General features: G+C 39.7%; 25 protein-coding genes. 5 read left to right on the forward strand and 20 right to left on the reverse strand.

What is annotated here, in order from left to right:
- Positions 1–122: 122 nt before the first annotated feature.
- Positions 123–818 carry a glutamic-type intramembrane protease PrsW gene (gene prsW / locus FCL54_RS19130; protein ID WP_138128543.1) on the reverse strand — a complete coding sequence of 232 codons (696 nt, stop codon included), beginning with the start codon at positions 816–818 and terminating at the stop codon, positions 123–125.
- A 269-nt stretch (positions 819–1,087) separates the two neighbouring features.
- On the opposite strand from prsW, the gene FCL54_RS19135 reads away from it, so the two are divergent.
- Complete coding sequence (locus FCL54_RS19135) at positions 1,088–2,059, forward strand: asparaginase (RefSeq protein ID WP_138128544.1); 972 nt, start codon at positions 1,088–1,090, stop codon at positions 2,057–2,059.
- Positions 2,060–2,098: 39 nt separating this feature from the next.
- On the opposite strand, the gene FCL54_RS19140 is transcribed toward FCL54_RS19135, so the two are convergent.
- The 3 genes from FCL54_RS19140 to FCL54_RS19150 form a co-directional block, all read right to left on the reverse strand.
- Positions 2,099–3,097, reverse strand: coding sequence for a YpdA family putative bacillithiol disulfide reductase (locus tag FCL54_RS19140; protein ID WP_138128545.1), 999 nt, complete (start codon positions 3,095–3,097; stop codon positions 2,099–2,101).
- 292 nt (positions 3,098–3,389) lie between these two features.
- The gene (locus FCL54_RS19145; RefSeq protein WP_138128546.1) at positions 3,390–4,670 is read right to left on the reverse strand and encodes a Glu/Leu/Phe/Val family dehydrogenase; all 1,281 of its coding nucleotides are present in this window, start codon (positions 4,668–4,670) and stop codon (positions 3,390–3,392) included.
- A 350-nt stretch (positions 4,671–5,020) separates the two neighbouring features.
- A complete protein-coding gene (locus tag FCL54_RS19150) occupies positions 5,021–5,938 on the reverse strand; it encodes a D-alanine--D-alanine ligase family protein (RefSeq protein WP_138128547.1) in 918 nt (305 codons plus the stop codon).
- A gap of 223 nt (positions 5,939–6,161) precedes the next feature.
- Between FCL54_RS19150 and FCL54_RS19155 the strand changes: the two genes are divergently transcribed.
- Positions 6,162–6,872 (forward strand): PIG-L deacetylase family protein, encoded by a 711-nt coding sequence (locus tag FCL54_RS19155; RefSeq protein WP_138128548.1) that lies wholly within the window; start codon positions 6,162–6,164, stop codon positions 6,870–6,872.
- A gap of 36 nt (positions 6,873–6,908) precedes the next feature.
- On the opposite strand, the gene FCL54_RS19160 is transcribed toward FCL54_RS19155, so the two are convergent.
- The 5 genes from FCL54_RS19160 to FCL54_RS19180 form a co-directional block, all read right to left on the reverse strand.
- Complete coding sequence (locus FCL54_RS19160) at positions 6,909–7,508, reverse strand: genetic competence negative regulator (protein ID WP_138128549.1); 600 nt, start codon at positions 7,506–7,508, stop codon at positions 6,909–6,911.
- Between the two features lie 141 nt (positions 7,509–7,649).
- Positions 7,650–8,558 carry a MerR family transcriptional regulator gene (locus FCL54_RS19165; protein WP_138128550.1) on the reverse strand — a complete coding sequence of 303 codons (909 nt, stop codon included), beginning with the start codon at positions 8,556–8,558 and terminating at the stop codon, positions 7,650–7,652.
- Positions 8,559–8,644: 86 nt separating this feature from the next.
- On the reverse strand, positions 8,645–9,418 hold the full coding sequence (locus FCL54_RS19170) for a metallophosphoesterase (RefSeq protein ID WP_342773906.1): 774 nt from the start codon (positions 9,416–9,418) through the stop codon (positions 8,645–8,647).
- A complete protein-coding gene (locus FCL54_RS19175; RefSeq protein ID WP_138128551.1) occupies positions 9,415–9,810 on the reverse strand; it encodes a hypothetical protein in 396 nt (131 codons plus the stop codon). The genes FCL54_RS19170 and FCL54_RS19175 overlap by 4 nt, the downstream gene beginning before the upstream one ends.
- 54 nt (positions 9,811–9,864) lie before the next feature.
- Entirely contained in the window at positions 9,865–10,620 is a 756-nt protein-coding gene (locus tag FCL54_RS19180; protein WP_342773907.1) for a CBS domain-containing protein, read from the reverse strand.
- Positions 10,621–10,776: 156 nt separating this feature from the next.
- On the opposite strand from FCL54_RS19180, the gene FCL54_RS19185 reads away from it, so the two are divergent.
- Complete coding sequence (locus tag FCL54_RS19185; RefSeq protein ID WP_138128552.1) at positions 10,777–10,992, forward strand: hypothetical protein; 216 nt, start codon at positions 10,777–10,779, stop codon at positions 10,990–10,992.
- Positions 10,993–10,998: 6 nt separating this feature from the next.
- On the opposite strand, the gene FCL54_RS19190 is transcribed toward FCL54_RS19185, so the two are convergent.
- From FCL54_RS19190 to FCL54_RS19205, 5 genes are all read right to left on the reverse strand, one after another.
- Entirely contained in the window at positions 10,999–11,457 is a 459-nt protein-coding gene (locus tag FCL54_RS19190; protein WP_171016932.1) for a DUF2663 family protein, read from the reverse strand.
- Positions 11,458–11,794: 337 nt separating this feature from the next.
- Positions 11,795–11,968: a hypothetical protein gene (locus tag FCL54_RS24140; protein ID WP_171016933.1), complete on the reverse strand. Its 174-nt coding sequence runs from the start codon at positions 11,966–11,968 to the stop codon at positions 11,795–11,797.
- A gap of 13 nt (positions 11,969–11,981) precedes the next feature.
- Positions 11,982–12,578 carry a CPBP family intramembrane glutamic endopeptidase gene (locus tag FCL54_RS19195; RefSeq protein ID WP_138128554.1) on the reverse strand — a complete coding sequence of 199 codons (597 nt, stop codon included), beginning with the start codon at positions 12,576–12,578 and terminating at the stop codon, positions 11,982–11,984.
- Positions 12,568–14,106 (reverse strand): RecQ family ATP-dependent DNA helicase, encoded by a 1,539-nt coding sequence (locus FCL54_RS19200; protein ID WP_138128555.1) that lies wholly within the window; start codon positions 14,104–14,106, stop codon positions 12,568–12,570. The genes FCL54_RS19195 and FCL54_RS19200 overlap by 11 nt, the downstream gene beginning before the upstream one ends.
- A 5-nt stretch (positions 14,107–14,111) precedes the next feature.
- On the reverse strand, positions 14,112–15,158 hold the full coding sequence (locus tag FCL54_RS19205) for a YpbB family protein (RefSeq protein ID WP_138128556.1): 1,047 nt from the start codon (positions 15,156–15,158) through the stop codon (positions 14,112–14,114).
- Positions 15,159–15,397: 239 nt separating this feature from the next.
- Between FCL54_RS19205 and FCL54_RS19210 the strand changes: the two genes are divergently transcribed.
- Both FCL54_RS19210 and serA read left to right on the forward strand, forming a co-directional pair.
- Entirely contained in the window at positions 15,398–15,646 is a 249-nt protein-coding gene (locus FCL54_RS19210) for a ferredoxin (protein WP_138128557.1), read from the forward strand.
- A gap of 237 nt (positions 15,647–15,883) precedes the next feature.
- On the forward strand, positions 15,884–17,458 hold the full coding sequence (gene serA / locus FCL54_RS19215; protein ID WP_138128558.1) for a phosphoglycerate dehydrogenase: 1,575 nt from the start codon (positions 15,884–15,886) through the stop codon (positions 17,456–17,458).
- A gap of 208 nt (positions 17,459–17,666) precedes the next feature.
- On the opposite strand, the gene FCL54_RS19220 is transcribed toward serA, so the two are convergent.
- From FCL54_RS19220 to resB, 6 genes are all read right to left on the reverse strand, one after another.
- A complete protein-coding gene (locus FCL54_RS19220; RefSeq protein WP_138128559.1) occupies positions 17,667–18,479 on the reverse strand; it encodes a histidinol-phosphatase in 813 nt (270 codons plus the stop codon).
- A 73-nt stretch (positions 18,480–18,552) separates the two neighbouring features.
- A complete protein-coding gene (locus FCL54_RS19225) occupies positions 18,553–19,479 on the reverse strand; it encodes a M23 family metallopeptidase (RefSeq protein ID WP_138128560.1) in 927 nt (308 codons plus the stop codon).
- 215 nt (positions 19,480–19,694) lie between these two features.
- Positions 19,695–21,488 (reverse strand): ATP-binding protein, encoded by a 1,794-nt coding sequence (locus FCL54_RS19230; RefSeq protein WP_138128561.1) that lies wholly within the window; start codon positions 21,486–21,488, stop codon positions 19,695–19,697.
- Entirely contained in the window at positions 21,488–22,204 is a 717-nt protein-coding gene (locus tag FCL54_RS19235; RefSeq protein ID WP_138128562.1) for a response regulator transcription factor, read from the reverse strand. The genes FCL54_RS19230 and FCL54_RS19235 overlap by 1 nt, the downstream gene beginning before the upstream one ends.
- Before the next feature lie 189 nt (positions 22,205–22,393).
- The gene (gene ccsB, locus FCL54_RS19240) at positions 22,394–23,593 is read right to left on the reverse strand and encodes a c-type cytochrome biogenesis protein CcsB (protein WP_138128563.1); all 1,200 of its coding nucleotides are present in this window, start codon (positions 23,591–23,593) and stop codon (positions 22,394–22,396) included.
- A gap of 20 nt (positions 23,594–23,613) precedes the next feature.
- Entirely contained in the window at positions 23,614–25,242 is a 1,629-nt protein-coding gene (gene resB / locus FCL54_RS19245; RefSeq protein WP_138128564.1) for a cytochrome c biogenesis protein ResB, read from the reverse strand.
- Between the last annotated feature and the right edge of the window lie 3 nt (positions 25,243–25,245).

Here is a 25,245-nt window from a genome sequence, read left to right on the forward strand (position 1 = left end):
CAGTCGTTACACCTCGGTGTCGTCTCTGTCCAGAAACAGAGTGAAAGGGTGTTGCCTGCGGCAACACCCTTTGCGACTGCCCGTCGCACAAAAAGAACCGCAAAGAATGCGGTTCTGATTGTTTAAATTTCTTTTTTTTCAAAATGAATACTTTCTTGATCCTTCAAAACCTTTGCCTGGTTTAAATTGGCTACCTTAACCTTTCGCAATCCAATCGCCCATAGTACAAGCATAAACGGAACTAAATAAATCCAAAAACGGTCAACAGTTAGTAAAATAAAGTCATATGTTCCGTGGAGAACAATCGGAAAAAGCAATGATAATAAAATCCAGCGGCCCTTCTTTTTTCCTAAATCCATCTTAGCTCTACCTAAATAGGATCCCATTATAACGCCATAAAGCGCGTGGCTTGAAACTGGCAGCAACGCTCGGCCAAGCGCCTGGTCAATGCCTGTTGCAATCAGGAAGAATACATTCTCCACAGATGCAAAACCAAGTGAGATAGCAACCGCATAAACGATGCCATCGTAGAACTCATTAAATTCAAAATGCATATATACAGTAAAATACAAAATGAACCATTTAAGGAATTCTTCCAGAAAACCTGACATTACATACGCTTCAGCAAGATCTGAAACAAATACTTTTTCTTCTGTGAAACCATATTGGATTACCATTACCGGAAAAACGAGCAAAGCTCCAAAAATAAAGCTTCGCAATACCATACCGATCGGTTCTGACTCATACTGGTCTTTTAAATAAAAATAACACAGAAGTGCAATACCAGGAGCAATTCCCGCTGATATAATTGCGACCATAACACTTCCTCTTTTCTATACAGGAGAAAATACCTTTATTCAAAATGGTCTAATAGTAGTAGGCTGTTATCAGATTGACACTATTTAAGTGTAAGGAGGTGGTTGATTTCCGTTCCAATCAACTTCTTCAGTAAGCGTTTCCCAACCAACAACAATGCTGCAGAAAAGAACCTGATAGTAAGAAAGGCTTTTTAAAACTATTTTTTTTAATCGTATCATGTTAATGTGTTATTGGGAACAACTAGAGTGGAATAGACTGAGGTGATGATATGAAAAAAGTATTAGTTCTGCATACTGGCGGAACGATTGCAATGTCAGAGGACCGGGAAACAGGGGCTGTCAAACCGGGTTATGAAAACCCTTTAAACGTAACGATAAAGGATTTAATAAACACGGTAGATATATCGATCGATGATTATTTAAACTTGCCTTCTCCTCATATGACACCAGAACTTATGTTTAAGCTGTTGAACAGGGTAGAAGAAAAGGTGGAGAATGAAGGCTATGACGGAATAGTAATCACCCACGGTACTGACACGCTTGAAGAAACAGCATACCTGCTTGATCTATTGTTTCAAAAAGAAATCCCTATCGTTGTTACAGGAGCCATGCGTTCAAGCAACGAACTAGGAAGCGATGGACCTTATAACTTAATCTCATCCATCAAAGTGGCAACAAGCGATCTTGCAGTAGGAAAGGGAGTACTTGTTGTTTTAAATGATGAAATACATACTGCAAAAAACGTAACCAAAACCCATACTAGCAATATAGCAACATTCCAAAGCCCGCAATACGGCCCAATCGGTATCGTTACAAAGCGGGGCGTGCAGTTTCATCACAGACCGATCGAACGTGACCGTTATCATATCGAAAAGCTTTCTAAAAAAGTTGTATTGCTAAAAGCATACGCAGGTATGCAAGAGGAATTGATTGAAGGCGTCGGGGAGATAGGAATCGATGGCCTGGTCATAGAAGCACTTGGACAGGGGAACCTCCCTCCAAAAACTGTCCCAGCAATTAAAAAATTAATTGCAAAGGGTATTCCCATTGTTCTCGTTTCTCGCTGTTTCAACGGTATGGTACAGGATATATATGGCTACGAAGGCGGCGGTAAACATTTAAAGGAACTTGGCGTTATCTTCTCAAACGGACTAAACGGACAAAAGGCCAGGTTAAAGTTAATGGTTACACTTGAGCAAACCTCTGACACTAAAGAATTGCAAACGCTTTTTAACATATGAGTCTTTATCTTCTCTTTGAAACAAAAAACTATCGAGTTTTTACTCGATAGTTTTTTTGCTTTCCCGTTTAGCTATTGTTTCTGCGATGCTCTTCCCATGGAACCTCCCGTTCTCAATAAATATCTCATTTGCATTGTTTCCTGCAGCAATAACTCCTGCAATAAAAATATTTTCGACATTTGTTTCCATCGTAATTTCATCATAGTGGGGCCTTCCCGTTCCATCATTTATTTTTATCCCCATCTTAGAGAGAAAAGAATGATCCGGGTGATAACCTGTCATCGCAAAGACAAAATCATTCTTAATGGTTTTCTGTTCCCCGTTAACGTTATAAGTAACTTCGCTTTCGGTTATCCTTGCTATAGTTGCATTAAATTCCATCTTAACTTTGCCATTTCTGACAAGTGCATCGAACTCAGGCAAAATCCATGGTTTTACACTTTTGGAATATTCACTTCCCCGATAAAGAACCGTAACCCGTGCACCTGCTTTTTCCAGCTCAAGTGTTGCGTCTACGGCAGAATTTTTTCCACCGATCACGACTACATCTTTATCAAAGAACGGATGGGCCTCCTTAAAATAATGAAAAACTTTATCCGAATTTTCTCCCGGCACATCCATTAAGTTAGGATGATCATAATATCCAGTGGCAATTACTAAATAATTTGTTTCATAGCAGTATGAAGCATGGTCACTTTCCTTTTTCGTATGGACGACAAAAGTTCCGTCCTCTTCTTTAACCACTTTCATTGCTTTTTCAAAAGCATTCACCCGAAGATTTTTTCTTTTTGCCACATCCCGATAATAAGCCAGCGCTTGATTGCGTTTCGGTTTGCGTTCCTCGATTATAAATGGCACATCCCCAATTTCCAGCTTATGGCTCGAGCTGAAAAATGTTTGGTGGGTCGGATAGTTAAAAATGGCGTTCACTACATTTCCTTTCTCTATGACGAGTGGGTTAAATCCTTTGTTCTGTAATTCAATTGCAGCGGACATTCCACAGGGTCCACCCCCGATAATGATGATATCTTCTTTCATGACATTCACTCCTACGGCATTTTATGTGGATTCCCCTTCATCTGCTCATTTGTAAAGTAGAAAGTTATAAAGAGGAACTGTTGGCAAATTATAAAAGCGGGCTCTGTTAGCGTCCCGAATTCTTACATGACACCTGGGTTTCCCATTTTTTGAAGTGCAAAGAGGCATCGCTTCTTGTCAAATTTTCTATGATAATAAAAATGCAAAACATTATTCATTAACATAGCAAAAAATAAAATCCCTATCTATTTATGATAGGGATTTTCAAATCGGTCTGCAAATATTTAGTACACTAAATCCAACCTCTAAATCGGGATGCCTCTGCCATTTTTCTTACACCGACCATATAAGCAGATAAACGCATATCGATCTTGCGGCTATCAGCAGTACGATAAACAGTGTCAAAAGCGTTTACCATTACTTTTTCGAGTTTTTCTTCTACTTCCTCTTCCGTCCAGTAATAACCCTGATTGTTTTGCACCCACTCGAAGTAAGAGACCGTTACACCGCCAGAGCTTGCCAGAACGTCTGGAACAAGCAAAATGCCTCGGTCTGTTAAAATCTTTGTTCCCTCTATCGTTGTTGGGCCATTTGCAGCTTCTACTACAATAGATGCTTTTATATTATTGGCATTATCTTCTGTAATCTGGTTCTCAATTGCTGCTGGAACTAAAATATCACAGTCAAGTTCAAGAAGCTCTTTGTTCGTAATTGTATCTTTAAACAGCTTAGTAACTGTACCAAAGCTGTCTCGCCTGTCTAACAAATAATCAATATCCAGGCCTTCCGGGTCATAAAGCGCGCCATAAGCATCTGAAATACCCACTACTTTGGCACCAGCGTCATGCATGAATTTAGATAAAAAGCTTCCAGCATTACCAAATCCTTGCACCACCACTCTTGCTCCCTGAATATCAATACCTTTCTTTTTGGCCGCTTCCCGTATGCAGATTGTTACACCTTTAGCAGTGGCAGATTCACGGCCGTGAGAACCTCCAAGGACTAACGGTTTCCCTGTTATAAAACCAGGAGAATCAAACTCACGGATCCGGCTGTATTCATCCATCATCCATGCCATAATTTGAGAGTTAGTAAAGACGTCCGGAGCAGGAATATCTTTGGTCGGGCCTACAATTTGGCTTATTGCGCGTACATACCCACGGCTAAGTCTTTCAAGTTCTCTAAACGACATTTCCCTTGGATCGCAAATAATACCGCCTTTACCTCCGCCATATGGCAGATCAACAATTCCGGCTTTCAAACTCATCCATACGGATAAAGCTTTTACTTCAGTCTCGGTAACATCGGGGTGAAAGCGCACCCCACCTTTTGTCGGTCCTACAGCGTCATTATGTTGGGCACGGTATCCCGTAAAGATTTTAATAGAGCCATCATCCATTCGCACAGGAATACGAACGGTCATCAGTCTCATAGGTTCTTTTAAAAGTTCATAAACCTCTTGTGGATATCCTAATTTGTCCAACGCGTCATGTATAACCTCTTGCGTCGACTCTAAAACATTTCTTTTTTTCTTTAAACCTTGTTCATTTCCTGATTCGTTTTTGTCGACCATTTGTTTACCTCCCATTGCAATTGCCTTGACCAGTTTCTTTATAGAATTCTTTTTAGTATTGTTAACTTAAATTCTATTGTAGTATTGGCTTCCTTTACAAAACATAGTATACACGTTTAGTCTTCGGATGAGAAGGTATTAAAGTTAAGTTTTAAGCAAAATGTCCCATAAAAATGAAAACGCTTACTAACGAGCTGTTTCAAGGGCTGAAAGGCGGAATTTTCTGATATATGCACCTGTTTTCCATCCTTTATTATGGTCTAATCTAACGAATAAGACACACAATATTTCTTTCGGATGAAAAATTCCTCACTTCGTCCTTTCCACAAAGCGAGGAAGATAAACATCAACTACTTTTTAAGTCCAAGTGTAACCAATTGCTCGATCATATCTTCATATGAAAGTCCCGTTGCTCTTGCAGCATCAGGGAACAAACTTGTCGGAGTCATACCTGGCAACGTATTCACTTCAAGGAAAACAGGATGGGTTCCATCTTTGGGAATAATAAAATCAACTCGGGAATACGTTTCACAACCCAGCCATTCATGTGCTAATACAGCATGCTCCTGCAACTGTTTTGACACTATTTCATCGATTCGTGCCGGCACAAAATGCTCACTTCCGCCCGGTGCGTATTTTGATTCATAATCGTAGTATCTGTTCTTGGGAACAATTTCCACAACCGGCATCGCCTTTACGTTTCCTTTTTCACCCATCACTGCAACCGTTACTTCTTTCCCTTCAATAAATTCCTCTATAATGACAACATCGTCAAACCGAAACGCTTCTTTTACTCCGTCTTTAACGTCTTGCATTGTTTGAGCAACTGTTAATCCGATCGTAGACCCTTCGCGGTTCGGTTTTACGACTACAGGCAATTCAATAGGAAGTTCAAATGTTTCATCATTATAATCATGGCTGGAAACGACACAGTCCTTTGCCATCCTTATGCCGCTATGTTCCAGGATTTTCTTTGACTTTGCTTTATCCATCGCAATCGCTGATCCGAGTACCCCGGATCCAACGTAGGGAATGTTTAGCATATCCAGCATACCCTGAATTCTTCCATCTTCACCAAATCGGCCATGAAGGCCGATGAAAATAATATCAACTTCAAGTGAGAGGAGTTCTGATAATCTCTCAGGATGAAAATCAATGCCCACTACTTCATGCCCTTTTTTGTTTAAAGCTTCGATAATTCCTTTACCGCTTGATAAAGAAACTTCCCTTTCTGCTGATGTTCCTCCGTATAAAACTGCAACTTTCATTCCTTACTTCACTCCTATGGCCTCAATTTTATGTAAAACAGTATATTCGTTGTATTTCCTTTTGGAACAAAACAAAACCTTTTTCATCATACCATCTTTTTGCTTCCTTATTTGTTAAAATTATTAGTTCCTGAACACCATTTTTGAAAAAACCTTTCCATTAACGATATACTTAAAATATTCGGTTTAACATGACAGAATATTATATACGAGGAGACAAAAGATGAAAACGATTTTGTTTGTTTTTGCTCATCCTGATGATGAAACATTTACGGTTGGAGGCACGCTCACAGAGTTTGCAGAAATGCAGGACGTTCAAACCATTGTCTACAGTGCTACACCTGGCGATGCAGGTAAATGCGGTAACCCTCCTATTTGTACTAAAGAGGAACTAGCGGATGTTCGAACCGATGAGTTCAAGAAAGCCACAGGGATTCTCGGTGTGGATCATGCTATAATAGGAAAATTTCAGGATGGAAAATTAACTTCCATTCCTGTAGAAGAGATTGCTGGTGAAGTTTCTAAATTGATTGCTGAATTTCATCCAGAGGTTGTCGTTACGTTTCCTCCGCACGGACTATCTGGCCATGCCGATCACAAGGCGATCCAGAAGGCTACCTATCAAGCTGTAACCGGTTCTACCAATAAAGTTGAAAAATTGTATTACGCAACTTTCCCTGAATCTGTAGCAGCCAAAAATGGCAACCCTCCATTTTCAGATCCTGATGAAAATATTTCTGTTGCCAAATCTTTCAGCCAGCAACAAATGGATACTGTGAGAAAGGCACTTCTCGCACATCGAACACAGCATCTTTCGGTTGAAAGAGTGTTTAAGAACTTAGATAAAAAGCCTTTTAACAAGTTTAACAACAAAGAATACTATGTTCTTGCATGGAGCAGAGAAGGTATTACAGATTCTTCGACCTTAATCTAGAACAGCAAAAGACCTCCCATTGTGAGGGGAGGTCTTTTACTTACCGTAAAAATAATGATGCAATTGTTCTATTGCATTACTTTCCATTAATGTCTTACCATACTCTATTACCCTGTAGCTGGTAATGGTGGATGGGTTCCCGAATTCTGCAAGAAGAGCGATCAAGGAATCCAATTCAAAAGATTCATATTCTGATTCATCAAACTTCAAATAGAACCGCCCATCAAATGAATAAAGGGTTCCTTTGTAAATCTCAAGATCAAACAGGCGTTTTGCCAGGCTTATGATATCTTCAAAAGTCTGAAATTCATAAAATACTTCATCGCTTTCGTCCAGGGTTACTTGCATCTCGATATAATCGTCATCATATTCTTCATCATCAAGCTCATACTCATTGCTACCCTTTGTAACGATTACAACCATCCCTTGAGCAGGTAAAGCAAACACTTCGACAGCAATGGGGCCATCCACTTTGAATCCAAGTTCATCATCTGCCTCCATGATCATTTCGCGAAAAAGCTGGTGAACTTTCGGTATATCCTGCCACATTTCTTCCTTGGTAATACCCCGCTCATTCAAATCATCGTATGTTAAAAAGATTTTAATTTTATTATATGTTAAACGCTCAAGACGCATCGCGTTCCCCCCTACCATCAGTCCCGTTAATCTTATTACACTATATGAGTTAAAGAAATAGATGGTTCTTGATTAATGCATTATTGATTAGTTTACACCGTCTGCTTTTTGTACACAAGCCTATTTTCGTGATCACTGGGACTATCTGGAAAGTTTCTCTTTTAACCAGCTATCCCACTCTTCCCTTGTTGTCCCAACAAGGATATCCTCAAAGGCTTGTCTATTCTCTTGAGGCATTTTGATCACTGCAGAACCTCCAAGGCCGACTTTCAAATCAGGAAAAACATTTTTTAACTCATCGACTAAGGATAAGGTTTCAGGCAGGTTTGTGACAAGCGTGCATGATAAGAAAAGGATTGTTGGATTAGTTTCTTCAATTACGACCGATATATCCTCTTTTGGGATTCCTGAACCAAGATATATCACTTCAAATCCTTTTCTTCGTAAATATAACGTAAAAATAAGCAGCCCTAGTTCATGTTCTTCTTCTGGCCCGCAAACTGCCACAACTTTTGGCAAATGCCCATCTACCGGAAGAGTGTGGAAGATCATTCCGATCCTTGACCTTAAGAAAGCCGACGTAAAGTGTTCATGCGCAACCGTTATTTTATTGTTTTCCCACATATGCCCTACTTTTACAAGCAGGTTTGCCAGGATATCAAGCACGACTTTCTCGATACTGAATAAAGCGAATGCCTGATTTAATAATTCCTGGGCTTTTTTTTCATCAAACCTTAATAGAACTGAGAGCATTTCATCTGCAAGCATTCCGGCTCGGTCCTTATCTTCTGTCGCTATGAAACTTTCGAACGTATTGTCTCCGCTTTCTAAAAGGTCGATCGCCTGGCTGATCGTGAAACCTTTATCTATCTTGTCCAATAACCATCTTAAAACAGCAACATGTTCATCTGTATACAAGCGATGTCCCGCTTCATTTCTTTTCGGCGAAATGATTTTATATCTTCTTTCCCATGCCCGTAATGTTCCCGGCTGTATGCCAAGAATTTTAGACACTGCTTTAATATTATATTTCCCTTCTCCGCTGGCCATGAGAATACCTCCAACCATACCGTTTTCTTTAAGTATAGCGAAAGGTCTGAACCGTGTAAAATTTGTATAACCTTTGCTTACCTTTTTTATGCAGAAGTTTTTGAATACAAAGTGAAAAGATGCGTTTCAGCAGGGGCACCGAGCCTTAGAGGCAACGTTGTTGTTCCATAGCCGTTACTAATTACTAATACAGATTCTCCAACCTGTTTAATTCCGCCTTTTTCTCTCAAGCCCCAACCGAAAATCCTTATTTGCCCTCCATGGGTGTGGCCGCTTAATATTAAACCGATTTGATGTTTGGTTTTTATGTTTTGTATAATATCCGGATTATGAGTCAAAAGGATCCTGTACCCTTCCCCGGTGCCCTTAAGCGCTTGATCAAGCCTGTCTCTATCTTGAGTATGGTCATCCACTCCAACAAACAACAAATTGTCGCCGTTTTTTTTAAAACAAACCGTTTCATTCACTAATTGCCTGATTCCCGCACCTCTTATACATGCATCTAGCTTTTGAACATCAAGCTCGTAATCGTTATTTCCCCATACAAAAAAAACCGGGGCAACCGAAGCAAGAAGTCTCAGGTTATGCTCAATTCTCTCGTACGGGACTCGCTTTTCGGCGAGATCTCCGCCGATTACCATCAGGTCAACTTTTCCTTTCAACTGCTCAACCATAGATAAACTGACTTTACGCCAGTGTATATCAGAAATAAAATACAGCCTTAATCCGTTAAAGGCTGATGGAAATCCTTGAAGGTGCAGGTCTTTTTCGACTACTTTATTTCGAAAAGCTTCATATATCATATAAAGCAGCATGAAATTTGCTGTTAAAAATAAAATTATTATTGTATTAATAATCACATCTTTTGCCTCCTGTAATGCTCGCTGTTTGAAAGATCTCTCAACTCAAAAGACATCATACTATAAGCTATCACAAAAACCAAAGAAATAAGCGCCATATAAAGATCCGCTCTAAACAAAATGATAAAAAAAACGACAGATAACACAAATTCTGCTATATAACTGAGCGGTGCCAGAGCTTTTTTCTTAATGAGTGAATATAGAAAAAGAATTAACGCATTCAACGTTCTGGAGAAAGATGTAAACCCCAGTATAAACAACAAAGCGCAAACACCGTATTTTATCGGGTTTAAAATCAGGTCATAAAGTTGAAAAGTGCTGTACGAAATGCTGAGCAGCACTATATATAAGCTGATAAAACCAATTCCTATTCGCACAATGTCTACAAGCATAAAAAAAACCTCCCCTTACTGTTGTATGAAGAGAAGGTTGTAAAAAATGTTTAATTAATCTTCTTTAATATCTAATATTTTGAACCCGTTTTGCTCAAGCTTAGAAACAAAGCGGTCGATGTTTTCATTTTTCTCGATCTTCATTACGATCCGCCTAACATTTCTTCCTGATTCATCGAAAGTTACTAGTGAGATAATGTTCTCATGAAACTGTTTTGCAATTTTTGCCAGCTTTGCAATTCTTCCTTCAGCCTCAGAAGAAGCGAAAGCTATCCTTACCCCTGATTTACGCATGCCGAATGCACTCTGGAACTGATCAAGTACGTCGGCTCTTGTAAGTATCCCTATAAATTTTTTGTTTTCATTCAATACAGGTACAATCGGAGAATCTTTTACTAAAAGCAAGGTATTTTCAAAAACTTCATCTTCATCGATAAATAAATCCTGGCGAGCAGCGATATCTCCTGCCGCTGTATTTTTCAAGAAATCATCCTTTTCTTTTCCGCTTTCAAAGAATGCTTTATAAATTCTGTTATAGGTTACCGTTCCTATGTATTCATCGCCTTTTAAAACCGGAACCCCATCAATATTATTTTCAGTAAGTTTTTCCAGCGTTTCTTCAAGAGAAGTAGTCGTTTCTACATAAATTGTTTCGTGTTTCGGTTTCATTGTACTTTTCACAAACATTACCATCACCCCGTTTAATTGGATACACTTATAAAATACAACATAGCCAGGAGATAATCCTTTTTTATTGTAAAATTTTGTTGAATAAACTTCTTTACCCCCTTCAGAAGAACGCAGAAACACCGGATTCGCCTTCCCCATAATAAATGCAAAAAGGCAATGACAAATACCATCGGAAAATAAAAACAGCAAAAATCCGCGCTCAAAGTTAGTTGAATTTTCAGTAAATTTATTTTATAATTAACCTAACTTAAAAACTTCTATGGAGATGATGATAAAGTGATCAACAAGCTAAAAACAAAATCGTTGTTAATTGATGAAGATTTAAATTACAATCGTCGTCTTGGAATGCCTGTAGAAGTATATTGCCCAAAATCTAACAACACAGTTGCCTTTGGAAGAATCGAAGCGTTTACAGAATGTGAACTTAGCGTCAATGGATTTAACTTCCCATTGGAGCACTATTTGTTTTTCGGTTGTCCAGAGCAAAGATAATCCCATTTATTTATGGTAGAGGTTTATATCATAATTTTGCTGGAGGAAATCGAAAACAGTCCCACGCCTTTCCCAGAGGTCTTCTCCCTGCCACAGTTCTTCACAACGGTCAATAATCTCTGCTCTTAGCGACTCATAATCATCTTCTGCTTTCTTTAACTTTCGTTGTGCAGTATGCATTAGGACTAATACCGCGATTAAAATAGCCAGCAACGGCCAGAATATAACTTTCCCCATTAAACCCATCCAGTAGTCTATGTTAAGCAACCCATCACCCTGAAGTAGAACAAAGTAATAATAAAGCGCTGCGCTAAACAGGTAAGCAAGCAATATGAGTCCATAGCTTCTGGTCGATTTCTTGTATTTTTGCTCTTCTTGTTTTCTTTCCACCAGCTTTTCCAACATCACAATCGTAACTTCTGATAAATTTGATTGTTTAAGTTTCCAGGTTTGCAGCCCATCCATATTCATCGCCCCCTGATTTCATGTTATGCAACTTTAAAAAAACATAAAACCAGGATTTTTATCTAACCTGTGTCCATCATCCGTTAGTCGAAACGAACACCTAACAGCAGTATATCGCTTTCCGCAGAAGGCTAAGTATTCTGCCTGAGCTGGAAGTAAAAAAATCCGAACCAATTCAAAATCTGATTGAAGATTTTGGATCATAGTTCGGATTTCCTTTTGGCCAAAATACTTTTTCCCAGCCACATTTGATACGGTACCGATAGTAGCGGATTTGAAACACTATAAAATAAAGCTTTCCGAAGAAAAGCTAACTGACAGGATAGACAAGGAAAAACTAGCTTTGATAAAGCGGGTAGCTTAACATTGCAACGACGATTAAAAGGAAGATAACTAGCAGCAGACGGATAACTAAAAAGTTTGCGCGTCGGGAATTTTTCTTTCTGTTGTTTTTCTGCTTCTTTCTTTGTTGATATTCTTTCCTTGATGGCAAAGATGATTTTTTATCCAATTGAGCTGCCTCCTTAATTGCTGTCAAAAGGTTTATTATAATGCTTCAGCCTTATAAGACACCCTAAAATAAAATCAATTGTAAAATGGCTAAAAATCGTGGCCAATAAATTTTCTGTCACAAGATACACCCAACCGAGAAAGAAACTTAGGCCTACCACTGTGACAAATAAAATTATTTTTGATAAATAACGGATATGAAAGATAGCAAATAATAAACTCGCAGCAATAATACCGAAATTTGTTTGCAATACTCCTCGAAACAATAGCTCCTCGCTCACTGAAATGATTAATGTAACAACAAAAATATGGGGGATCGGTATGGATGAAAAAATCCTCTCGTTTATCCCACCATCATCCAGTGCTTTCTCAGGCAGTACTTTCATTAAAAACAGATCGAAGCATACAACAACTATTCCTGCCCCACCGCCGTATAGAAAAATTGCTGAAGGATCCCATTGGAAAATTCCAGTGAATTCTTCCCAGCTTTGAAACAGAAAAATCCCTATCAAAAAGGAAGCCAGCAGAATGATGCCCTGGGTCAGATAAAGGTTCCAGATCAACTCTTTATCAGAAATATTTTTTATTTGTATGGCCTGTCTATTCTTCAATACCAACTTCCTCGCTTTGATGAAAAAGTCTTGTTAACTCTTTTTTCCATAAAAATTTTTCTTGTAAACGTGTCCTATTCAATTCGTCTCTTTTTTCATACTTAGAAAGGGTGATGCCGCAATAGTCACAACAATGTTCCGGCGTTTCTTCCAAACACTGATCAAAGTGGCCCAAATAATTTTGCCGCCTGCATCCTTCCCGTTCAAGCCATCTGTTCATTTCATACAATCTGTTCAGTTTCACTCTTGTCCGTTCTTCTATTATTCCTTTAAGCGATGCGAAAGTGCTTTTTAAATCAAAAGGCTTGATGAAGTTATCTTCCATTATAACCCCCCTTTTACCAAGGTGGAACGCAAGGAAACCCCAAGCTACTTCTGATAATCCAACAGCCTGGATCATCGACTTTTCTGCTTCTGGTGTCAGTTGGTTCCCCCCCATGCTAAACAAATAGTCCAAAACGCCTGACACTTGTTTATCCTCGGGTACTTCCTGCTGCATTAACATAGCTGGCAACTGATAGTCCTCTTTTGTATAAAGCAATACTGCAAGGCTTTCGGCGCCGTCTCTCCCTGCCCTTCCTATCTCTTGTAAGTAAGCCTCAATCGTCCCCGGAAAATGAAAATGGATGACATACCTAACATTCGGTTTATTGATGCCCATTCCAAATGCATTTGTGCTGCAAATCAGATCAATTTCATCATTAATAAACTGTTTTTGAATTAGCAAGCGGTCTTCCATTTCCATTCCGGCATGATAAAAAGCAACCCTGCCTACTTTCTGCTCCTCAATCAGGGCTGCCATTCTTTCAGCCCATACCCGGCTGGAAAAATATACGATTCCCGGCCCTTTAAGCTTACTTGAATAGTCCAACAAAGCAGTGACTTTTTCCTCAACGGACTGGTGTTCTTCTACTTTTATTGCAATATTGCTTCGGTCGATCCCGTAAATATGACTCTCTGCATCATCCAACTGAAGCTGGCTTAATATATCCTTTCTAACAGCTTCAGTTGCAGTGGCTGTAAGAGCGAGACAGGGAGGATTTCCTAGTATCTCACGTACTCCTGAAAGCTTTAAATAATCCGTTCGGAACTCATGTCCCCATTGAGAAATGCAGTGGGCTTCATCTATCACAAACAGCGATACTCCCGCATCTCTTAACTTCTTCTGAATGATTGGATGCTGCAAAATCTCAGGAGAAACGTAAATGTATTTATATTGAGCCAAATTTGACAGTGCAGTTTTTCTTTCAGACAAGCTTAAAAAGCTGTTTAAAGCCAACGCTCTTTTTTCCCCGTTGCTTTTCAACTGCTGGACCTGGTCCTCCATCAATGAAAGAAGCGGTGAAACAACCAGAATAATCCCGGGTAAAATATAGCCAGGAAGTTGATAACATATCGATTTTCCTGTACCAGTAGGAAGCATTGCCAGAACATTCTTGCCTTGGACGACGTCATTAATAATTTCTTGCTGTCCTTTCCTGAAAGTGGAAAATCCAAAATGCTTTTGAAGCAATCTTTGCAAATTCATTTTCATTAACCTTCTTTTACCAGCACTAACCTTATCTGAAAGTAACTCAACCGATCTTCCAGTGCTGTTTTTATAGGCTTTAGCCTTTTAGTTCTCAATTGTTTGCTGATTTCCAATATCTCTTCCTGTTCAAATGGTGCTACAAAGGAATCGATGGTAAACTCTGGCACATTCATTGCGATTTCTACAATATGGTCTTCAATGGTGCTTTCTTTTAGGCGTCTATACCCGGCGATCTCCTTGATTGTCCTGTTTTTTCCAAGCATGGAAAAAGTTTTCCTCGCAGAGTCAGTCAAGGGTAATAAGACTTCTAAATCTTTTACAAAAACACTCAAAAAAGGGTATTTTTGTTCATTTTCTTGCAACCTCTTCATAATATAATGGAGAATACCTTTAAACAAGAGATTAGCAAAGTCACTGTCGACACCAATTCTTCCAGCAGCCTGGTTAATTGTTAATCCGACTCGGTGGAATCCGCTTAAACGGTATGTAAAAAGTGTTGACTCGTTCTCAGTTAAATCATTTAAGAGGGAAAGTATTTCGTTGTAAAGGTTGTTCGCCCATGCTTCACGTTCGTTTTGCTCCATGGGAAAATTTTTCTTGATCCAGTATTGGATGTTGTCTTCCCTGTTCACCGGAAGAAAATTACTGTCTCCCTTTAGCAAATGGGATAAACTTTGGACGTACAGAGATAGCCGCTTCCAGAAAAGATCCGCCCTGGACTGATACGCCCAGCCATCAAGGTGATCTGGAAAAGGATACTTTCTTAGTATCCCTTCCATTATTTTCACTCCAGGTTCGCTTACAAGGAATGTGTCTTCTGACTTTTTAATTATAAACCGCTCGTTATGTAAACGGGTGACAGTCTCTAAAAACTCTTTCCGATTTATATGTTTGCAGGTTCCAAATAGAAACGAAACGCCAAACAATTTACCGTCCTGAATTGTTTGGGACGATTTTTTGCCTTGCAGCAAATGATATAAGCCATTTATCGTACGCTGTCCATTTATTTGGTTAAGGCAAAATAAAAGAAGCGCTTCCCTATAATTCATTTACATCACCCTTTTTCCTTCTTTTCATTTTATCAAAATAAGGCGCTGTTGTGAGGATGTTTATTGTTTTTGTGCAGGGGAAACATAAATTATGATTTCGTTAGCTTTTTTACTGTGCTTTCACTATTGAAATGTTAAGGCATCAGCTTTACAATAGGTATTAGATACCACTTGGCTTATTGGAAATAATCTTCTTTTGTGGAAGAAAAAGATATATATCTTTAGGAGGGTAATCGGTCATGCCAAAATACACAATTGTTGATAAAGATACTTGTATCGCTTGCGGAGCATGCGGTGCAGCAGCTCCCGACATCTATGACTATGATGATGAAGGAATCGCATTCGTTACATTAGATGATAATGAAGGAATCGTGGAAGTTCCAGAAATTCTTGAAGAAGACATGATGGATGCCTTTGAAGGATGCCCAACGGATTCTATCCGTGTAGCGGACGAACCATTTGAAGGCGATCCTGACAAATTCGAATAAGAAAATCATTAGCCCCTTTCTATTGTGAAAGGGGTTTTTCCTTTGCCTAATTTAAAATGGCTTTACTGCAGGAAAGTATGGATAACACAGGCGATAAAGATGAGGAATGTTTTAGAGATAGGGGAATATACAAATTGAATGCTGAATAATTAAAATTGACAGTAAATTTATATTATGATAGAAAAGTATTATTCTAAATCGTTTAACTTTCTATAATATCAAAAGGGAGTTGAAAGCATGTATCATGTTTTAGTGTCCGATCCAATATCTGAAGAAGGATTGCTTCCTTTAATTAATCATGATTCTGTCACATGCGACCAGATGCCAATCGAAGCGGCAGAACAATCACTTGAGCTGTATGATGCCTTATTGATAAGAAGTGGCACAAAAGTAACCGATAACCTTTTAAAAAAAATGCCTAATTTAAAAATTATCGCTCGTGCTGGTGTCGGTGTGGATAACATAGACATTGAAGCTGCTACACGGAGGGGAGTTATTGTTATTAATGCCCCCGATGGAAACACGATATCAACAGCCGAACATACCATTGCCATGATTGCCTCCCTTGTCCGTAACATTCCTCAAGCAACCAGGTCGGTAAAGGATGGAATATGGGACCGTTCCCGTTTTACCGGGATGGAGCTAAACGGTAAAACGCTTGGAATTATCGGAATGGGGAGAATAGGAACTGAAATCTCCAAAAGAGCAAAGGCATTCGGCATAAAAGTGAATGTTTATGATCCTTATTTAACCAAAGAGAGAGGGGAAAAACTTGGCGTCGCCTCGGTATCGTTTAATGACCTATTAGAATCCTCTGATATTATTACTGTACATACTCCTCTAACAAAGGAAACAAAGGGCCTCCTGGGTTTTGATTCAATACCGAGAACTAAAAAAGGCGTATGGTTAATCAACTGTGCCCGTGGAGGAATTATTGATGAAGAAGCTCTTTATCATTTTATAAAAACAGGGCATGTTGCTGGAGCTGCCCTCGATGTGTTCGAAACAGAGCCTCCTAAAAAAAACAAACTGCTTGAGCTGGATGAAGTGATCACTACCCCCCATATTGGCGCATCAACAAAAGAAGCCCAGTTAAATGTCGCTGCACAGGTTGCCGATGAAGTTCTCGACTGCCTGCAGGGGATACCAATAAAAAATTCGATCAACTTGCCTACGATTTCTGCTGAGATCTATGATAAGGTCAAGCCCTTTTTCCATCTCACTAAAAAAATGGGAACTATCCTCTCTCAGATGGTTCGAACACCAGTAAAAGAAATCGAACTGACATACAGCGGTGAAGTCATTTCTCTTGAAACTGCTGTTCTAACAAGAAATTTGATGGCCGGATTTTTATCCGCTAGAGTTGATTCGCCGGTTAATGAAGTGAATGCCCCATCTATCGCAAGCCAGAGAGGGATAATACATGGTGAAAAAACAGGTTTAAAAGCAGATGGTTATTCTAATTTGATTCAAGCAACCGTACATGGTGAGGAAGAAACATTCTATATTAGAGGAACTAATATTCAGGAATACGGCGAAAGGATTGTAAATCTGAACGGATTCGATATCGATTTCTATCCAGGTGGTAACCTTTTGTACATCCAGCATACAGACCGTCCTGGTGTTATCGGAAATGTTGGAAAAATTTTAGGGGAGCATCATATAAATATCGCTACAATGCAAGTAGGAAGAAAAGAAATCGGCGGAGATGCAATCATGATCCTTTCTTTTGATGAACCTCTCGATGAAGAAGTAATTTTAGCTCTAAAAGAAATTCAAGATCTCGTATCTGTGAAAAAATTGGAACTGTGACACCTGTTTTTATAACTTTTTAAGAATATTTGATACAATCCAGTGTCATTTTAAAGGTTATGAGAAGTCGTTATATAATGAACAACAAGGCTTGCGAAAACGGTCCAAAGTAAAAATCCGAACTGATTCTTGAATTCTGTTGAAGAATTTTGAATCATAGTTCGGATTTTCCTTTTGCTAAAATACTTTCATACTAGCCTCTTTTATATTATCCAAGCGGGACAGCTTTCCTCTCTCCCTTATTAAATGTCATTAGCTCTTTATAACCAGCTAGTTTTGCAAATTCGACCGCTTTGTCATAATCTGCACCTACATCTCCTGGTACGTGTGCATCAGATGATAAGACAATTGGAATCTTTTTGTCATAGCACATCTGCAATAAACGAGGATCCGGATACAATTCACCGATCGGTTTCCGCAATCCTGCCGTACTAATTTCCACGCATGTCCTGGAATTAGAAAGAGCGGTTGTAGCACGGTCAAATTGTTCCAATAGAAAATCTTCATCCACAGGAATATATTTAAAGATTTTGACCAGATCGAGATGACCAACAATATCGAATAAATTTGATTCTGCAAGTGTTACAACCTGATCAAAATAGCCCCTATAAATGTCATGCAAATTGCGATTCTCCCATTCATGCAAATAATCGGAAAGGTCTATGCCAAAATCGCCTATCCAGTGGACAGAACCAATGACATAATCAAACGGATAGGAATGGATAAAATCGGCCATTTCTTTATGTTTACCCGGCGTATAATCCATTTCTATTGCCATCTTCACATCGATCCCATTATCCCATGCCTCATGAAACAGAGCGGTATAGTCATCCATCGCATAGTATCTTCGTTCATCCACCCATGGATTGCTTAAAATGTTCTTTGTTTCATAGAAATGATAAGCATGTTCTGAAATGCCAAAATGCTCTATGTTTTTTTGGGCGGCCTGGTCTGTAAATTGTTTCAAATAGTCCAGCGTTAAAGTTCCTTTTTCTAAATGGCTATGGTAGTCAGTTAACAAGTAATGTCCTCCCCTTCTTCCTATTTCTTATCATTGTACAGGATTAAAGCAAAAATGGAAGGGTAGTTTTTCATTATTCAGTTTTTAGCACAAGTATCTGGGAAGGATAGATAACGGCTGTTTTTAATTCATTTGCCTCTTTCAATTCTTCCAAAGATAAATGATGCTCTCTTGCAATACTAAAAAGCGTGTCTCCAGCTTGAACTGCGTATGTTTTCTTTTTCACATTTTTTATCCAGAGCATTTGCCCCGCAGTAATTCGATCCGAACTTAACTTGTTCAAGGCTTTTAACTGGCCCACTGAAATTCCATTCCTGGATGCAAGACTCCATAGTGTGTCACCGCTTTTCACTGTTACAACACTATCCTCTTTCCTTTGATTTTGAGAGAGTACCTTTGACTGTTCCACATCCACAGCGCCAGCCCTATCATTTGCTTTTACTGTTTTTTGATCCTCGTTTTCATCTTTAACAGCTTGTCCACTGACCGGCTGGCTTAACTGGCCGTCAGGTGTTATAAAAGCGAGAGGGTTAATCGCGTTAGACTTACTTGCATTCCATCCTCCATCATGAACTTCAAAATGCAAGTGATTGCCATGGGACCTACCAGTGTTGCCGACATATCCGATAACTTGTCCTTTCTGTATGACATCCCCATCTTTTACTAACCGTTTGTGCATATGGGCATAGATGGTTTCAAATCCAGAGGAATGTGTTATAAACACAACATGCCCGTAACTTCCGGAAAGATAAGATTTATGTACCGTGCCATCCTCTGCTGCCTTAATCGGCGTTCCTTTTTCTGCTGCTATATCAATACCGAAATGGTTACCGCCCCTTGTACCGAAATGATCGGAAATTTCCCCCTCAACCGGCCACTGCCATTGCAATGATTCTGGGTTCTTTTCCTGGGCGAATGTGAACTTTCCTCCGATAAATAGCATACTGATAAAAATCATCATCACCATCACTACTAAAAATCGTTTTAAATAGTCGACCATTGTACCCTCCTAAAAATTTTAATGCATATGATCATCTTTTTCTTATAAGCTGAGCTTTGTTAAGATTCATCGGTGACAGGTTTCAGATAATCGAACACGAATTAGTATATGAAAAAATTTAAAAATGTTACCTATCAACTTAAATTTATTTCAAAAACTTTAATGCCAACGAAAAAAGTCCTTGTTTCATAAGAAACAAGAACTTTCGATCCGACTCACCATTTATCTTTGTTTGAATCGGGGATAAAGAAAGAAAATGTCGTACCTTCATTCTTTTTGCTGTGAACTGTAATATATCCTCCGTGTGCTTCCACAATGTTCCTTGCGATCGCCAGGCCGAGTCCAGTACCAGACCTACCACGTGTACGTGCTTTATCAGCTTTATAAAACCGTTCAAAAACAAATGGCAAATCATCTTCAGGTATACCTGATCCTGTATCCTGGACATCGATTTGTACTCCGTTTTCCAAAGATTTAACATAAAGCTCTACCTGTCCTCCCTCCGGTGTATGGCGAAGGGCATTATCCACCAGGTTAGTCAAGACCTGTTCAATCCGATCAGGATCAAGGTAGATCATCCTTTCCTTTCCGTCAACAGAATGATTCAGCGTTACTTTTCTTTCTCTGGCTAGACCGGAAAACTTACGGATTATCTTTTCGCTGAATTCAAAGAGATTTACAAGATCATACCTTAATTCAGTATGGCCTGCCTCCATGCGGGCAAGATCGAGCAATTCGTTAACAAGTCGCCCCATCCTCAATGACTCATCATAAATAATCTTCGCAACTTCCTGCTTTTCTTCTTCGCTTCCTACCACATCATCTACAATTGCTTCGCTATATCCCTGAAGCATAGCAATCGGTGTTCTCAGTTCATGTGAGACATTTGCGATGAAGTCTTTTCTAAGCTTATCCAATCGTCGTTCTTCCGTCATATCACGAAGCACTGCGACTGCTCCACGAATATAAGACTGGTTATATAACGGAGTCATTACAACCACCCAGCTTCTTCCCTGGAACTCTACTTCAGTCATTTGCTCCTTTTCAAGTGTTACCACAAGCTGAAACAAGTCGTTGATCTCTGAAGGGAGCTCCTTGCCTTCTAGTTCAACCATACCCTGCTCGTAATACCACGCCTGAACAAACCGTTCAGCAGGCGGATTTGAGGTAAGCATGGTACCTCGTTTATCAAAAGTTATCACGCCATCTGCCATGCTGCTCAGAATGCTCGCCAATTGCTCCTTCTCCTGGTTTAACGCTGTGATATAATTTTTAAGCTGCCGTCCCATCCGATTGAAAGCAACGGAAAGCTCTCCGATTTCATCATGGGTGACCATCGGCACTTTTGTATTAAATTTTCCTTTCGCAACCTCCAGTGCCGCTTCCCGCATCTTCCGGAGCGGAGAAGTTATACGCGTCGATAAAAAGAACGCGAATATCGTAGTGAGGACAATGCCGATTCCAGCAGAGATATAAATAATTTTCTTTGCTTGATTCGTTGTTTTGTTTACCACTTCTAGAGATTGATATAGAAAAACAGCTCCATCTTCGCCATTATAGAGCTCCATCGGTACGCCGACAATCAACACCTGATTATGTATTTGTTCACCGTTTTCCAAAATAGGAAAGTCACCCTGCTTAACGACCGTCTCCCTTTTGTTAAAAACGTCCTCCAGCACAGCATCTTCCTTCAGACGCTTTGAAGGAATTGGCTTGATTTCCTCATTTGGAGAATACCAGACATGCTCTTCATCACCTATAATTGCTGCCTTTGCAGGATAAATCTCAATGATCTCCCAGGCGGTTTCGAGAGCCGCCTGCCTATCTTCGTAATTTTCCATCACACTGGCAATTTTTCCTGCCAGTGTTTCTAGCTGTTCAGCTTCTTTATTCACTAAAAAATCTTCAAAAAATGATAAAAGAAGTATCGTTAAGATTAACAGCACGACAGCAACCAGCAGGATGATGGTTATCCAAAGCTTCCCAACAACACTTCTCCAGAGCAGCATTATTCCTTCACAGCCTCAAACTTATATCCAACACCCCAAACAGTGGATATCATCGCAGCTGCTTCGGGAGAAACGCGGTTCAGCTTTTCCCTTAACCTTTTCACATGGGTATCAACCGTTCGCAAATCTCCAAAAAATTCATAGTTCCATACATCTTTTAACAACTCTTCCCTCGAGAACACTTTATCCGGCGCTTTGGCAAGATAATATAGGAGCTCATATTCTTTCGGGGTTAAGTTTATGATTTCATCATCCGCCAACACCCTGTGTGCATCATGATCAATTGTCAGGTGTGGATAGACAATAACATTTTTTGTTGTCGTTTCCGTTTGTAAAAACTTTGTTGTTGAAGAACGGCGAAGTAAGGCTTTTACACGCAGGACCACTTCGCGGGGGCTAAACGGTTTAGTGATATAATCATCAGTTCCAACTTCAAACCCCTGTACGCGGTTTGCTTCTTCCCCTTTAGCCGTCAACATAATGATAGGAGTAGCTTTTTTCTCCCTTAATTTTTCACAAACTTCAATACCGTCCATTTCAGGAAGCATTAGATCAAGAAGAATAAGATCAAAGTCTTCTTCCATTCCTTTTTCCAGGGCTATCTCTCCGTTTTCAGCTTCAGTAATTTCATAGTTCTCTCTTTCAAGATACATCCGCAATAACTTACGGATTCTTTCTTCATCATCTACCACAAGGATTTTTGCTTCATTTTCCATGAGGGAACCCTCCTAACTCCTTATATTCTTACATTTTATCATTTTTTAAGCAAAATTCTACTAAAGGATGTTATGGATGCGTCTATTTCAACAATAATATGTAAGCGTTTTACTTTTCTCCTGTCAGCTACTGAAAGATAAACTAAAGGAGCTGACACTTTATTTTTGAGTCAGCTCCTTAATGACGGTTTATGCGTAAGAGTGCAATCCTGAAATAACAAGATTTACAACTACCAGGTTCAGCATAATAATCACGAATCCGATTACAGCTAACCATGCTGATTTTTTACCGTGCCAGCCTCTTGATAGGCGTAAGTGCAAATATGCTGCATAAAACAGCCAGGTAATAAGGGCCCACACTTCTTTTGGATCCCAGCCCCAGAATCTAGTCCATGCTGCCTGTGCCCAGATCATGGCAAAAATTAGGGCTCCCAGCGTAAAGACAGGAAATCCGATTGCTACAGAGCGGTAACCGATTTCGTCTACGAGATCGGAATTCACATTTTTCACCATCGGCTGGAAAAACGCACCGATCCGCTTTCGTAAAATTAATCTAACCAGGCCATAAAGGACAAGGCCTCCAAGCGCTGACCAGATCAAGGTGTTGAGCTTACGTGCTGCATTTTCCCCTCTCATCCAGGACGGTGCATCAAACAAAGGACCAAATTCGCTGCCGGAAACATATTCGCCTCCATCTGGTCCCACAATCGCAGGCAGTGTATATGTTACTGTTAACTCCTGGCCATTTGGATCCGAGAACTGGTATGTCGATTCAAATCCAGCTGCCTTGAAGCTCATCGAGATAATTACGAATGCAATCGTTGCAAGGATTACGTACATCACGAACTCAAGCCAAAAAGTATTTTTGCTTGATGTAGATTGATTCACCTCTTTCAGAAGGTAAATTAACCCTGCTGCAAAGCTGATCGCAAGAATCCCTTCACCGAGGGCAGCGGTTGTAACATGGATTTTTAACCAGTTACTTTGAAGTGCCGGTATCAGCGGTTCGATTTCTGATGGGAACACACTGGCATAGGCGATAACTAGCATTGCCACCGGCATCGCCACGACACCAAGAATGTTCGTTTTATAGATAAGGTAAATAATTAAAAATGCAAAAACCATCATCATACCAAAGAACGTAGTAAACTCAAACATGTTGCTGACAGGAACATGTCCGGCTGCATTCCATCTTGTGAAGAAATAACCTAACTGAAATAAAAATCCAATAAGAGAAAGACCGAATCCAATTCTCCCCCAGCGTTTTTCGTGGGTTTCTTCATCTCGCTTCCGCCACTTTTTCCCTAACACGGAAATAGCAAAAACGATAGTGCCGGCAAAATAAATAAAAAATGCAATATATAAAAGATTACTGCTTAATTGGGCCATCTCTGACTCCCCCTTTCCTGTTACGATTTCTTTTCATCCTCATCTGCTTGATCTTCCGGCATGTTTAACCCTGAAGCTTCTGTTATCGTTTGAAGTTCTCTCTTCAAACCATGCCAGTTTTTGTTAGCGTGGCCAGCCATCCAGATTTCATTATCCATTCTTCTGATCCAGATTCTCCGATGGTTCCAATACATGCCCATCACGACACCAATCATAAAGATCGCTCCGCCGAAGGCAAGAATCCAGAGCGTATTGTCCTTTTTAACGACAAGTCCTGATACGTCTTTCGTCTCAACATTCTGGAAGGACATTTTGTATTCGTTCTCTCCAAGTGGTTCAAGGTTCTGGCGGATCGCAACAAAAGCTACCTCACCATCAGGATGTTCTGGAGAAAACATCTTGAAAATAAACGCTGGATTGTTTGGGATTTTAGACTTTGTTGTTGGTTCATCTTTATCATTAAATTCAAAATCCGGGAAATAGTTCATCACTTCAACCCGATAGCCATCTTTTAGTTCATAGACTTCTTTAGGGTTATAAAGATCTACTGTCATTTCACCAAAAGTTTTGCCTGAATCTTTATTTTCTAACTTAAAAGTCATTGCCTGGAGTTCATTCAGTTTATAATCTACTTGATATACGCCAAGACCATCGATTTTAAGGGGTTTATTTACCTGGATAGGATATTTCTTTACCTTCTCAAGTTCAGGATCCTGGCCTGCAACCCTCTCTCCTTTTTGCTTATAGAGAACTGCATCGGTTTGATAGTTCTTAGGAATTACTTTGTTTACTCGCTCCATCGCTTCTTTAAATTGCTCATCATTCTCGTCATACATCTCGAGGATAAAATCTTCGTTTTTCAAGTAGTAACTGCCCTCTGTGCCGGGAATCGCTTCTGTTTGCCCTTCCCTTAGCCACATGACTTCATCAAGGTACATTCCAGGGAAAAATCGAAGCATTCCACCGATCAAAAATATAATTAGGCCGACATGGTTAACATAAGGACCCCATCGAGAGAATCTATTTTTCTCTGCCAATAGGTTCCCATCTTCCTCACGGACATTATATCCTTTCTTTTTAATCGCTTCCTTCGCCTTATCGATTGCTTTATCTTCGTTAACTCCGGAAGTTACTCCAAAGATCCGCTGCCTCTTCATAAAACTTTCATGCCTTGTCACCCGTTGTTTCTTCAACGAGCGGTACAGCGGCACGAATCGGTCCAGGCTTGCGATGATTAGAGAAAGCCCGAGTGCTGCGATTAAGAGCATAAACCACCATGAACCGTATAAGTTATGGAAACCAAGCTGATAATAAAGCTGGCCAAGAAAACCATATTGTTCCTTATAATACTCAGTCGGGTCAGCCTGTGGTGGAATATACATTTCCTGCGGAAAAATAGTTCCTATTGCAGAAGCAACCAACAGCAGGATGATGATCCATATCCCTACTTTTACGGAAGAAAAGAAGTTCCAGACCTTGTCGATAGGCGTTTTTTTGTAAGTTTGAGAGCGACGGGCACTTCCCTCGTATCTCATGTTCAATAGTTTTTTTGAATCATCCTCATGAAGCGGCTTACCGCATGATTCACAGATTTGTGTGCCATATGGATTAACATGGCCGCATTCACAGGATATCTGCTTTTTATCCATCAG

Origin of the sequence: Exobacillus caeni, from assembly GCF_005747095.1 — a bacterium.
Taxonomy (GTDB): Bacteria; Bacillota; Bacilli; order Bacillales; family Guptibacillaceae; genus Exobacillus; species Exobacillus caeni.